Here is a 13,060-nt window from a genome sequence, read left to right as displayed (position 1 = left end):
GGGCCTCGGCGCGGCGGTCAGTCCGCCGCGTCGAGATAGCGCCGCGCCAGATGGGCCTTGAAGACGGCGGCGTCGAGCGGTCGTCCCGTGGCGCGGGTCAGCAGTTCGTCCGTCGAATAGCGCGATCCGAGCGCGTGGATGTGGGTGCGCAGCCAGCCGAGCAGAGGCATGAAATCGCCCCGCCCGATACCCGGCAGTGCATCCGGCTCTGCCCGGCACGCGGCGTCGAAGAGCTGGGCCGCGGTCATGGCGCCGAGCGTGTAGGTGGGGAAATAACCCCAGCCGCCCGAGGGCCAGTGAATGTCCTGCAGGCAACCGAGACGGTCGTTCGGCGGGGTGACGCCGAGCAGCGCCTGCAATCCCTCGTCCCACGCTGCCGGCAGTTCGGCGAGCGGCATCTCGTCGGCGATCAGGGCCTTCTCCAGCCGGTAGCGCAGGATGACGTGGGCCGGATAGGTCACCTCGTCGGCATCCACCCGGATGAAACCGCGCTCGACCCGGGTGTAACGCCGCCAGAGCGCCTCCGCCTCCCAGCCCGGCCCGGACGCGCCGAAGGCCTCGCGCATCAGCGGCGCGGCGAAGGCAAGGAACTCGCGGGTGCGGCAGGCCTGCATCTCCATGAGCAATGACTGGCTTTCATGGATGCTCATGCCGCGCGCTTGCCCGACCGGCTGGTTCATATGGTCCGCTGGCCGGCCCTGCTCATAGAGCGCATGGCCGGTCTCGTGGATGACGCCCATCAGCGCCTTGCTGAAGTCGGCGGCGTCGTAGCGGGTGGTGAGGCGCACATCATTGTCGGCGCCGCCGCAGAAGGGATGGGTCGAGACATCGAGTCGCCCGCGCTCGAAATCATAGCCCAGCGCGGCCATCACCTTCAGGCCGAGGGCGCGCTGCGCCTCGACGGGAAACGGGCCCTCGATCGCGGCGGGTTCCGGCCGGTGCGCCTGCGCCGCCAGCGCCTGCTCGGTGAAACCCGGCAGGAAGGCTGCGAGATCGTCGAACAGTTCATCGATCGCGGCCGCCCGGCCGCCCGGTTCGTAATCATTGAGCAGCGCATCATAGGGCGAGAGCCCGAGCTTCTCGCCCTTGGCGATCCCGGCCTCGCGCTGCAGGCGCAGCACTTCGGTGAGGGAAGGCAACAGGGCCGCGAAATCGGCATCGGCGCGCGCCTGTCGCCATGTCATCTCGCACAGCGAGATAGCCTTGCTGGAGGCTTCCACGAGATCGGCCGGCAATGCCGTCTGCACGGTCCAAACCCGCCGGATCTCGGCGAGATTGGCACGCTCCCAGTCGCCCAGTCCGGTATCCGCATCGGCATCCGCCAGCCAGTCGCCGATGCGTGCGTCGACCGCCATCTCATGGGATAGCACCCGCAGCAGCGCCAGGCTCTCCGCCCGCGTGCCCGCTGCACCCCTCGGCATCATCACGTCGCTGTCCCATTGCAGGATGCCGATGGCGTTGGACATGGCTGCGATGCGGCCGAAATGACCGGCGAGCGAGGCGTAGGCGCTCATGAGGGATCCTCCGAGAGGCGTTCGGCAAGGGTGGCGATCCGGTCGATCTCGTCCGGCCGGGTCAGGAAGGAGCAGACGAAGCGCACCAGCACGTCGCCCGATCCTATGACCGCGAGGCCGGGGCCGTCGCCGGGCCAGTCGTAATAATGGGCGCCTGCGGCGAGCAGGGCTTCATGCAGGGATCGCGGCATCACGGCGAACACCGCATTGGCCTCGACCGGTGCGGCGAGCCGGATGGCGGGGATCGCACCGAGCCGGCCGGCGAGCCGTGTCGCCATGGAATTGGCGTGGCGCGCCGTTTCAAGCCACAGGCCGCCCTCCAGATAGGCGACCATCTGGGCGCCGAGATAACGCCCCTTCGAGATCACGTGGCCGGCGCGCTTGACGAGAAAAGCGAACCGTTCGGCGGGCTTCGGGTCGAAGAAGACCACCGCCTCGACACCCATGGCGCCGTTCTTTGTGGCGCCGAAGGACAACACGTCCACACCCGCCTTCCAGGTCAGCTCCGCCGGGCTGGCGCCGAGTGCGGCCACCGCATTTGCAAAGCGCGCCCCGTCCATGTGCAGGCGCAGCCCCTTGCCGCGGCACCACGCGCCGATCGCCGCGATCTGCTCGGCGGTGTAGAGCGTGCCGAATTCCGTCGCCTGCGTGATGGCCACCGCTGCGGGCAATTGCTGGTGAAAGCCACGGATGAAGGTGGCGTGTGCCGCCTCCAGCGCCTCCGGCGTGATCTTCGCCGCCCGGCCCGCAACCGGCGTCAGCTTGGCACCGCCGGTGAACAGCTCCGGAGCGCCGCATTCGTCCGTATTGATGTGCGCGTCGCCATGGCAAAAAACGGTGCCATAGGGCGGGACGAGGGCGGACAGTGCCAACGCATTGGCGGCGGTGCCGGTCGCCACGAGGCGGACCTGCACCTCGGTCTCGAACAGCTCGGCCAGCCGTGCCGCCGCGCTCGCACTGAAGGGGTCCGCTCCATAGGAGGCGACGGTGCCGTCATTGCAGGCGCCGATCGCGTCGAGGATGCGGGGGTGAACGCCGGAGGTGTTGTCGGATGCGAATTCCATGATCCATGCCTAGACCGATTTGCGCGTGGGTGGAATGCACCGATCGCACAGGACGGCGGCAGAACGCACCGCCGCCGCGCAACGACATCCGGTCTGTCGCGTTAGACGTTCAGATGTCAGCGTTCCTCGTTTAAAAGGTGGCGTCTTCTTCCTTCAGCCGGGCGTGCGCATGGCAGCTTCATCCGATCCGGTGCTCTCGATCCGGGGCCTTTCAAAAACCTATGCAACCGGCCAGCGCGCTCTGGAAAACGTCGATCTCGAGATCCGGCGCGGCGAGATCTTCGCGCTGCTGGGGCCGAACGGCGCGGGAAAGACCACGCTGATCGGTGCCGTCTGCGGGCTCGTGCAGCCGACGGCCGGCACCATCCTGGTGGATGGCCATGACGCCGTGCGCGACTTCCGCGCGGCGCGCGCCCGCATCGGGCTGGTGCCGCAGGAACTGGCGACCGACATGTTCGAGACCGTGCATGCCACCGTCTCCTTCAGCCGCGGGCTGTTCGGCAAACGCCGGGACAGGGCGCTTGTCGAGCGCATCCTGCGCGGCCTTTCGCTGTGGGAGAAGCGGGATGCCGTCATCTCCAGCCTGTCCGGCGGCATGAAGCGGCGCGTCCTCATCGCCAAGGCCCTGGCGCATGAGCCGGTGGTGCTGTTCCTCGACGAGCCGACCGCCGGCGTCGACGTCGAACTGCGCCGCGACATGTGGGCCATGGTTCGCCGGCTGCGCGAGGAGGGAGTCACCATCATACTGACCACCCATTACATCGAGGAGGCCGAGGAAATGGCCGATCGCGTCGGCATCATCGACCGGGGAACGATCGTACTGGTCGAGGAGAAGACCGACCTGATGCGCCGCTATGGCCAGACACGCCTGTCCATCGGGCTTGCCGAACCGCTGGACACCCTGCCGGCGGAACTGGTCGGCGAAGATGTCGCCCTCTCGCAGGATGGCCTGACGCTCACCCTCGTCCAAAGCGGGGCAGGGGGAGCCGGGCTGGAGCCCGCCGAGCTGTTCCGACGCCTCGGTGCGGCTGGGCTTGCCATCAGCTCCGTGGCCACCAGCCGGTCGTCGCTGGAGGACATCTTTGTCGATCTCGTCTCCCATCGGGAGCACCCCCGGCACGAGGTCCGGTCGTGACGTTCAATGTCCCCGCCATCCGCGCCATCTATCTGTTCGAACTGCACCGCACCTGGCGCACCCTGTTCCAGAGCATCGCCTCGCCGGTCATCTCGACCTCGCTCTATGTCATCGTGTTCGGCACGGCCATAGGCCCGCAAATGGCGGCGATCGACGGCGTGCCCTATGCCGCCTTCGTGGTGCCGGGTCTCATCCTGCTTGCGGTGCTCACGGAAAGCGTGTCCAACGCCTCCTTCGGCATCTATCTGCCGCGCTTCACCGGAACGATCTACGAGCTGCTCTCCGCCCCGATCTCGGTCGGCGAGGTGTTGCTCGGTTATGTTGGCGCCGCGGTCACGAAATCGGTGCTGCTGGGCCTCATCATCCTCGGCACGGCACGGCTCTTCGTGACCTTCTCGATCGCTCATCCGCTGGCGATGCTGGCTTTTCTCGTGCTGGTGGCACTCGGCTTCTGCCTGCTCGGCTTTCTTCTGGGGCTATGGGCGGACGGCTTCGAACGGCTGCAGATCGTGCCGGCGCTGGTGCTGACGCCGCTCACCTTTCTCGGCGGCACATTCTATTCGGTTGCGGCGCTGCCGCCGGTCTGGCGCGCGGTGACGATGCTCAATCCCATCGTCTACCTGATCGAAGGCTTCCGCTGGACCTTCTTCGGCACGGCGAGTGTGCACATCGGGGTCAGCGTCTTCATGGCGCTCGCCCTCATATGCGCCTGCCTCGGCGCGATCGTCTTCATCTTCCGCACCGGTCGGCGCCTGCGAGCCTGACCGCGGTCACGGATTGCGTGGCTGGGACCCATAATCCCACTGGGCGCCGATGCCGACGCTGGTCGAACCGTTGGACCCCGTGGCGCCCTGCAGGCGGATGCGCTTGGTGAGGTCGATGTCGACCGTGACCTGGCCGGAGCCGGGTGTCGTGCCCTGCCGGACCCCGAGATAGAGATTGTCGTTGATGCGCCGCCCGAGCCCGACCGAGCCGCCATTGCCGGCCGCATTGGTGCCGACATCGAGACTGTCCACGCCGAGCGCACGACGCATCTGATCCAGCGTGCCCGAACCGCCGCCGGAGAATTGCGCAATGGTCTGAGCCACTTGCAGGGCCTGCCCTCCCGTAAGGGAGCCCGCCGAGCGGCCGAACATCAGCCGCGCCAGCACCTCGTCCTGTGCGAGCTGCGGGGTCGAGGTAAAGGTCACTTCGGGCTGCGATGCCGGACCCGTCACGAGGATCTGCGCGGTGATGTCGTTGGCGGTGGTTTCCGCCACGAAATCGAGCTCGGGATCGAGATTGCCGGTGAAGGTGACGTCGCCCCGTGTAAAGGTGAGCCGCTTGCCGAGGATGTTGAAATAACCGCGCCGCATCTGGAAGGCGCCCTGTGCGACCGGCGCCCGGCTGGTGCCGGTGAGATGGATGTCGCCGCCGAGCTGGGCATCGAGGCCCATGCCGCGCACGAACACGCTGTTCGGGGCCGAGACGGTGAGATCCAGCGGAATGCCGGTGCCGGGATCGACTTTCGGCGGCTGTGCCTTCCGCGTGCCGGGGGAGGCCGAGCCCTGCCCGGGCCGCACATTCACATGACGGACATTCATCGTGCTGACGCCGCCGGGCAGGCGCTCGGCGATGTTCACGTCGAGCGTGCGCAGCACCAGCTTGCCGGTGACCCGCGGTGCCTGGGCGAGCGGGCCTTCGAGCGCCACCTGGCCTTCGGCGACGAGGCGCATCAGGTCGCTGGTGACGAGGCCGGCATTGCGCACGGTGATGTTGATCTTGCCGGGAAAATTGCCGGCGGGATCGAGCGCGACGCTGCCATTCGCCGAGATCGAGCCGCCATTCGTGGTGGCGGCATTGAGCGAGGAGACGGTCAGCGAGCGGTCGGTGCCGGTGATCAGGCCCTCGATACTGCGCAACGAGACGCCGGTGACGCCGTCATTGAACGTGCCGCCGCTGATGCGCAGCGTGCCGCCGACGCGCGGCTCGGCCACGGTGCCGCGCACGGTGGCATCGACGGTGGCGCGGCCCGTCACCTGCTGGGCGGAGGCGGCAAGCAGCGGATTTATCGCTGCAAGATCAAGGACTCCGCGGATGGCGAGGTCGAGTTCGCCGGCGCTGAGTGGGGCCGAGCCGGTGATGGTGACGCCCTGCAGGAAGCGCCCGCCGATGGTGGTGCGGGTGTCGATCCGGCCATTGGCAAGCTTGCCATCGGCGCGGATGTCGAGAATGCCGGTGCCGGCGCGCTGCAGGTCAGGCGTTGAAAGGCGAGCGATATTAAGGCTGTAGGTCCCGTTCGGCGCCGAGGCCGGGCCGGAGAGGCGGGCATTGCCGCTGATGGTGCCGGTGAGGCCGAGGCCGGGCTTGGCGAGTTCGGCGAGAGCGGCGGGCAGGGCGTTGATGTCGACCGTCAGGTCGAGCTGCTGGCCGGCACGTCCCGCGATGGTGGCGCGGCCGCCGCCGCTCGCCAGCGCGAGCCGATCTATGCTGAGATTCCCATTTGACCACAACAGGTTGGACGTTCCCGTCGTGGCCAGCGAGGTCTTGCCGCGGCTGACATTCGCGCGGTCCAGCCTCACCGAAATGTCGTCGCCTTTCTTGGCGACAAGGGCACTCGCGGCGATGTCCATGTCGTTGAAGGTGCCGTCGGCCGTGATCTGCGAGGCCTCACCCATGCCTTTGGCCGTAATCCGCGCCCGGGGAATGGTGACGCCGCCGGCATTGATGGTGCCGAGATCGAGCGAGCCATCGGCGACCAGCGTGCCGGCGGGGTCCGTCACGGCGAGGTCGATGGCGGCGGTGCCGATGCGGTTTCCCGCCGCCAACACATTGGTAGCGCTGCCTTTTATCGCCGCACGCTGCACGCCGTTGACGCGGCTCAAGGTCAGCTTCGCGTCCAGCTTTCCGCCAAGCTCGGTCAGGGCGAGCGCGGAGAGGTCGGCGAGATTGCCCGCGACGATGGCCAATTGGCCCTCCGCGATGGCATCCGTGCCGACGGTGACGTCGCCCTTTGCGGTCACCGAGCCGATGGCGATGTCGAGACCGCTGAGCTGCCGGGCGCCGTTCTCCTCGCTCGTCAGCGTGCCGCTGCCGGTGGCGGGGCGGTCGGCGATGCGGCCGGCGAGGCGGAAGCTGCCCCCGGGCAGCTTCGTAATGTCGGTGCCGTCAAAAGAAAGGTTAAGGCCTTGAATCTTCTGATTCATCGCCGTTCCGGACGGAATCGAGACCTGGGCCTTCAGGCCGAGATCGTCCAGCGTGCCGGAGAAAATGGCGTCGGCATTGACGGCGCCGGAGACGCGCGGATCAAGACGCGCGAGGTCGTTCAGCGCGAGCCGGGCCGTGAGATCCGCCCCATCGCGGGAAAGGCGGCCGTTCATGGTCGTGTCGAGGCCATCGGCGGTCACTTTCAAATCATTGAAACGTATGGCATTTTCGCCGTCGCGCTCGACCCCTCCGGCGATACGGGCGGTGCCGGCGAGCAGCCCGTCGAGCTGGGCGATGCCGGTCCTGATGTCGGTCGTCGTGCCGGTGAGGTCAATCTTTGCGCGATTGAAGTCCGTGCTGGCATCAATCGTCGCATTCATTGCGACGATGCCAGCAAGGGGGCGGCCGGCGAGAGGGCTGAGGGTCGCGAGGTCCAGTCTCTCCAGCACCGCGCGGCCGGCGATCGCGGCCGGATCGGCGTGGCCGTCGAAGCGGACAGTCAGTCCAGTGAGGTGGACAGTCAGTCCAGTCAGCACCGGATTGCCGCTCGCCGGCACGCTGGCCGCGGCGGTGAAGGTGCCGGAGGTGCCGAGCGCGCTCGCGACCTTCGGATCGGAGGCCGACAACCCCCCCGCCTTGCCCTCGACCGCAACAGCGAGGCTGCCATCGCCGGCGGGGGTGGTGCGGGCCGTCAGGTCGAGCGTGCCGGCGCCATAGCCGGCTCCGGTGAGGGAGCGCCCGGTGATGTGGGCGACCGCTTCCGGACGGGTCAGCAGCCCCTTTGCGGTGCCGGTGATGGCGAGGCTCTCCCAGCCGATCGGCGGGGCGATGACGGGCAGCAGCGAGCCGAAGCTGGCGGGCGGGCCGGCGGTGAGGCTGTAGGCGAGGTCGCCGGTCAGCGCCTGGAGGTCGAGCGCGCCGGTTACCTGCCCGCCCAGCGCCCCGGAACGGACGGTCAGCGTCTCGATCTTGGCGCGCGCTTGCGTGTCGATGTCGAAGGTGCCGGCGATCAGGGTCTTCGGTGCGGCGAGGGGGGCGAAGGTCGGGGGCAGCACCTTCGCGATGTCGGCTTCCAGGTTCAGCGTCACCCGGTAGAGATCGGAAGCGAGCGTGCGGATGGCGGAGGTGCCTTCGACGCGGGCCACATCGCCGGCGGCGATGTCGATGCTGCCGTCCCAGTTGTCGAGCGGACCCTTGCCGGCCACATGGGCGCGGATCGCCGGCAGGCCCTCGATCTGCGCGGCGCGGGCGACGAGGCCGCCTTCGGGTTCTTCCGCCGTCAGGTCGAGGTCGAGGATGCGGGTGTCGGGCGCGTAGCCGAGCCGGCCCCTGAGGCTGCCCGGCGCATCGTGGCGTTCGAGGTCGAGCGTCGCGGAGAGGCCTTCGGCCACCGAGGCGAGATCGGCGGCGCCGTTCAGCGAGAGCCGGGCGGCGTGGCCGAGCACGGGCTCGGCGAGGTCGATGCTGTCGATGGCGATGCGGTCGACCCGGATCGGCGGCAGAACCAGCCCGCCCGAGCTGCCGCCGGTGTCCTGCGACGGCGCGGCCGGCGGCATTTCGGGCTTGCGCAGCAGGGCGACGGCGGCGGCCGAAAGGTCTTCCACCTGCACGCGCTGCGACAGCAAAGCGAGCGGGCTCCAGGACAGGTGCGCGCGCTCGACGGTGGCGAAGGTGCCGTCCTTGTCGGCGAGCGCGATGCGCCCGATCGTCATGTCGCTCGGCACGAAGCCGGAAATGTCGGAAATCTCCACTCCGAGCCCGGCCCGCGACGCGAGGGAACTCGCCACGCTTGCCAGCATCGCCTTGCCGGGCGGGGTCTGGATCAGCCCGAACAGCGCCGCCACCAACAGCACGAGCGCCAGCAGCGTCACGCCGATGCCGACGAGGATGCGGGAGAAGAGGCGCAGGACAAAACCCATCAGACTGCAAAATCCATCAGACTGCAAAACCCATCAGAAAGCAGCCCCGGTCAGAAGGACTGCCCCAGGCTGACATAGACGCCATAGGCGGAATCGCCCGGCTCCTTGTTGAGCGGGAAGGCGACGTCGAGGCGAAGCGGGCCGACCGCCGTGAAGTAGCGCAGGCCGAGGCCGGCGGCATATTTGATGCCCGAGAAGTCCGGCGTCTCCGAGGCGAAGGCCGAGCCCATGTCCATGAAGGGCACCACGCCGATCGTGTCGGTGACGCGGATGCGCAACTCCGCGGAGGCTTCGAAGAAGCTCAGGCCGCCGATGATGTCGTCGTTCTCGTCGCGCGGGCTGATGGCCTGGTAGTCATAGCCGCGCACCGAGCCGCCGCCGCCGACGAAGAAGCGCCGCATGGCCGGCACGTCATAGATGTCGTCGACGCCCATCAGGCTGCCGCCGGCGACCCGGCCGGCGAGGATGTAGCGATTGTCCTGGTCGATCCCGTAATAGGTCGAGAAGCTGCCCTGGGCCAGGAACGGCCCGGCCCCGGCGTCGCCGAGCTTGGCGAAGGGCTCGAGCTTGGCGGAGAGGCGGAAGCCTTCGGACGGGTTGAGCAGGTCGTTCGTGGTGTCCCATTTCAGCTCGACCGGGACGCCGACGACGCTGGCATCGTGGGTGCCCTGCGTGTCCTCGACCGTGCCGGTGGCGAGGTCGACGCCGACCTGCACCGAGAGCCGGTCGGAAAAATTGTGCCGGATCCCGGCCAGCAGGGTGCCGCCTTCCTGCACATAGGCGTTCGTCACCTCGCGCAGCACCGCCGCCTCGGCGACGAGATCCTCCTGCGCGGTGATGATGCCCGGCTTGGTGAAGGTGGCGGCCAGCTTGTAGCCGAAGGGATCGGCGTCGGGCACCGCCTCGGGCTTGGTGCCGAACCACGAGGCGGAGGCGTCGAGCCGCAGCGTCTCGGCCCCGCCGAACAGATTGCGGGCGCCCCAATAGCCGTTGATGGCGGAGCCCTCGGTGGTCGAATAGGTGGCCGAGAAGCCGACGTAATAGGGCTCGCGCGGCGAGACCTCGATGGTCACCGGCAGGCGGCCTTGCGCGTCGAGCTTGTCGCCCTCATGGATGCGCACGCTGGCGATGGCCGGTATCTCCAGCAGCCGGCGGCGCAGCCGGTTCAGGAGGTCGGGCGAATAGGGCGTGCCGGGCGCGATCCAGACCCGGTCCTCGATAAAGCGCGGCGGCAGGAAATCCGCGCCGGTGACGCTGAAGGTGCCGAAGGTGGCGTAGGGGCCGGTGTCGAGGGTGAGCGTGACATTGAGCTTCTGCGTCTTGTGGTCGGCCACCACGTCCTTGTTCACGATCCTGGCGAAGGGATAGGAACGCGCGCGCCACACATCGACGAGGCGCGCCTCGGCCCGCACCACATTGTCGGCCAGCGCCGGGGTGCCGGGCTCCAGCCCCAGCGAGCGGAGCGACGGCGCGTTCTGCAGCGGGCCGCGGGTGCGAGCGTCGATCAGGGCGATGGTGCCGAAATTGAACAGCGGTCCCGGATTGACCGTGACCGCGACCTGAACCGGCCCGCGTTTGCGCGCCGCTTCCACGGTGGTGAAGATGTCCGGCGCATCCGGCGGCTTGCCGGCCACGAGGATGCGGATGGTGCCGGCATAATAGCCCGCAGAATAGAGCGCGACGGTGATGCGGTCGAAATCGGCCTGCGCCCGGCGCACCAGGCCGGCGGCCCCGGAGGGCGGGCGCAGCTTCAGGGCTTCGAGATTCGACATGCCCTCGATGGAGGACCGCAGGCTGTAACCGGCGCCGGGCACCTCGATCTTCACCTCATAGGGCGTCGGGTCGCTGGCCGGCGCCTCGCGATCGGCGACGCGCTGCGGGTTGAAGAGATCCTTGATGCTGTCGAGGATGCCCTGCCGCTGCGCGGTTTCCTGCGCGCGGGCCGGGGTGGGATTGATGCCGGAGGCAAAAGCGAGCGCGGCGAGCGCGGTGCCGCACAGCGCCAGGGCGGCGAGCCTGAGCCGGGTGCGGCCGCGCGCAGGCGCTCCGGCCGGGGCGGCCCGGAGCCTGCCCTGCGCGGCCAGGCGTGAGGGAAACCGCGCGGCGGCCGTGGGGAGGTCGCGCTCGCGCTGAATCCGGGTCGTCGGCCGTCGTCTCATCTTGCTCCGCGTCAATCCGTTCGAGGTCCGCCGGAGCCGCGAGGCACCGCCGGGATCAGTCCGGGATGATCGAGGAACAGCCCAATGGCCGTAAACCTCTCCTTGACCACATAGCCCAGTTTCCTGAGCAAAGTCCTAAAAGCCCCCGCGCCCTAGCGTTACCCTGCCGCGGCGCCCGCCTCAACCCTCAATGACATGCCGCACCTGTCGGCGCGCCCTTGCGTGCGGGCGCCGCGGCATCCCGCCGGCGGCGCGGCGAGGGGAGCTGGTTCGGGGGAACAGCTTCGCCGCGAGCGGCGTTCTCGCGAGGCCATCCCGTTTCCGCAACCCGGTCGCCGGCTTCGATTCTCCATCGGCATCCCTCCGGGCGCACTGTCCCTCCAGCCGGCGGAGTCCGCTCCTTGATCACCGACCTCTGGTACAAGAACGCCATCGTCTATTGCCTCTCGGTCGAGAGCTTCATGGATTCCGACGGCGACGGCATCGGCGATTTCCGCGGGCTGATGCGCCGGCTGGACTATCTCCACGGCCTCGGCGTCACCGCGATCTGGCTGATGCCGTTCCAGACCTCGCCGCAGAAGGACGACGGCTACGACGTCGCCGACTATTACAATGTCGATCCGCGCTACGGCACGCTCGGCGATTTCGTGGAGTTCACCCACGCCGCCCGCCAGCGCGGCATGCGGGTCCTGATCGACCTCGTGGTCAACCACACCTCGGACCAGCATCCCTGGTTCCAGTCCGCCCGCGCCGATCCGGATTCGCCCTATCGCGACTGGTATGTGTGGTCGAGGAAGAAGCCGCCCAATGCCAATGAAGGCATGGTGTTCCCCGGCGTGCAGAAGACCACCTGGACCTGGGACGAAAAGGCGCGAGCCTATTATTTCCACCGCTTCTACGACTTCCAGCCCGACCTCAACACCGCCAATCCGCGGGTGCAGGCCGAGATCCTGAAGATCATGGGCTTCTGGATCCAGCTCGGCGTTTCCGGCTTCCGCATGGACGCTGTGCCCTTCGTGATCGCCGACAAGGGCCCGCATGTGGTCGGCGCGCCGAAGGAGAATTTCGACATGCTGCGCGCCTTCCGCGAGTTTCTGCAATGGCGGCGGGGCGACGCCATCATCCTTGCCGAGGCCAACATCCTGCCGAAGGACGACATGAAATATTTCGGTACCGATGGCGACCGCATGCAGATGATGTTCAACTTCCAGCTCAATCAGGGCCTGTTCCATGCGCTGGCGACCGCCGACAACCGGCTGCTGGCGAAGGCGCTGAAGGAAACCCGGCCCGGCTACCCGACCGCGCAATGGGGTATCTTCCTGCGCAACCATGATGAGCTCGACCTCGGCCGCCTGCCTGCGGCGGAGCGTGAGAAGGTGTTCGCCGCTTTCGGGCCCGAGCCCTCGATGCAGCTCTATGACCGCGGCATCCGCCGCCGCCTCGCCCCCATGCTGAAGGGCGACCGCCGCCGGCTGGAACTCGCCTACAGCCTGATGTTCACGCTGCCGGGCACCCCCGTCCTGCGCTATGGCGACGAGATCGGCATGGGCGACGACCTTTCGCTGCCGGAGCGCTATTGCGCCCGAACCGCGATGCAATGGTCCGGCGAGCAGCAGGGCGGCTTCAGCTCCAGCACCGACACCTTCCTGCCGACGATACCGGAGGGCGGCTACGGCTATCTGAAGGTGAACGTCGCCGAGCAGCGCCGCGATCCCGGTTCGCTGCTCAACTGGACCGAGCGCATCATCCGCATGCGGCAGGAGGTGCCGGAGATCGGCTGGGGTGAGTACACGATCATGAACCTGCGCGACCACCGGGTGCTGGGCCTGCGCTACACCTGGCGCAACAACCAGGTGATCGTGCTGCACAATCTCGATCCCGAGGGCCGCACCGTGCGGTTCCGCAGCGAGGTGGCGGCGGGCGACACCGACCGGCTGGTGAACCTGCTCTCCGACGACCATTCGATGCCGGAGGCGGACGGTCGCCATCATGTCACGCTGGAACCCTACGGCTATCGGTGGTTCCGCGTCGGCGGGCTCGATTATGTGGTGAAGCGCAGCGAGAACTGAGCGGGAGAGCCCGG

At 68.1% G+C, this 13,060-nt stretch carries 7 protein-coding genes; 3 read left to right on the top strand and 4 right to left on the bottom strand.

Annotated features, from left to right (window positions below; genetic code table 11):
• Positions 1–17 precede the first annotated feature (17 nt).
• Both MWN34_RS14420 and MWN34_RS14415 read right to left on the bottom strand, forming a co-directional pair.
• Complete coding sequence (locus MWN34_RS14420; protein ID WP_247030007.1) at positions 18–1,514, bottom strand: carboxypeptidase M32; 1,497 nt, start codon at positions 1,512–1,514, stop codon at positions 18–20.
• Entirely contained in the window at positions 1,511–2,578 is a 1,068-nt protein-coding gene (locus tag MWN34_RS14415; protein WP_247030006.1) for a threonine aldolase family protein, read from the bottom strand. The genes MWN34_RS14420 and MWN34_RS14415 overlap by 4 nt, the downstream gene beginning before the upstream one ends.
• Positions 2,579–2,747: 169 nt before the next feature.
• Here MWN34_RS14415 and MWN34_RS14410 point away from each other — a divergent pair, with 169 nt between their 5' ends.
• Together MWN34_RS14410 and MWN34_RS14405 are read left to right on the top strand one after the other, a co-directional pair.
• Positions 2,748–3,713, top strand: a complete 966-nt coding sequence (locus MWN34_RS14410) for an ABC transporter ATP-binding protein (protein WP_247030005.1) — start codon at positions 2,748–2,750, stop codon at positions 3,711–3,713.
• A complete protein-coding gene (locus MWN34_RS14405; protein ID WP_247030004.1) occupies positions 3,710–4,477 on the top strand; it encodes an ABC transporter permease in 768 nt (255 codons plus the stop codon). Before MWN34_RS14410 ends, MWN34_RS14405 begins: the two co-directional genes overlap by 4 nt.
• Before the next feature lie 6 nt (positions 4,478–4,483).
• On the opposite strand, the gene MWN34_RS14400 is transcribed toward MWN34_RS14405, so the two are convergent.
• Both MWN34_RS14400 and MWN34_RS14395 read right to left on the bottom strand, forming a co-directional pair.
• Positions 4,484–8,818 (bottom strand): translocation/assembly module TamB domain-containing protein, encoded by a 4,335-nt coding sequence (locus MWN34_RS14400; protein ID WP_247030003.1) that lies wholly within the window; start codon positions 8,816–8,818, stop codon positions 4,484–4,486.
• Positions 8,819–8,868: 50 nt separating this feature from the next.
• Positions 8,869–10,977 (bottom strand): autotransporter assembly complex protein TamA, encoded by a 2,109-nt coding sequence (locus MWN34_RS14395; RefSeq protein ID WP_247030002.1) that lies wholly within the window; start codon positions 10,975–10,977, stop codon positions 8,869–8,871.
• 401 nt (positions 10,978–11,378) lie between these two features.
• Between MWN34_RS14395 and MWN34_RS14390 the strand changes: the two genes are divergently transcribed.
• Positions 11,379–13,046, top strand: a complete 1,668-nt coding sequence (locus MWN34_RS14390; protein ID WP_247030001.1) for an alpha-amylase family protein — start codon at positions 11,379–11,381, stop codon at positions 13,044–13,046.
• The last annotated feature ends 14 nt before the right edge of the window (positions 13,047–13,060 follow it).

It is taken from the genome of Ancylobacter crimeensis, assembly GCF_023016805.1.
In the GTDB taxonomy this organism is placed as follows: Bacteria; Pseudomonadota; Alphaproteobacteria; order Rhizobiales; family Xanthobacteraceae; genus Ancylobacter; species Ancylobacter crimeensis.
This window is presented reverse-complemented; position numbering and strand designations above follow the sequence as displayed.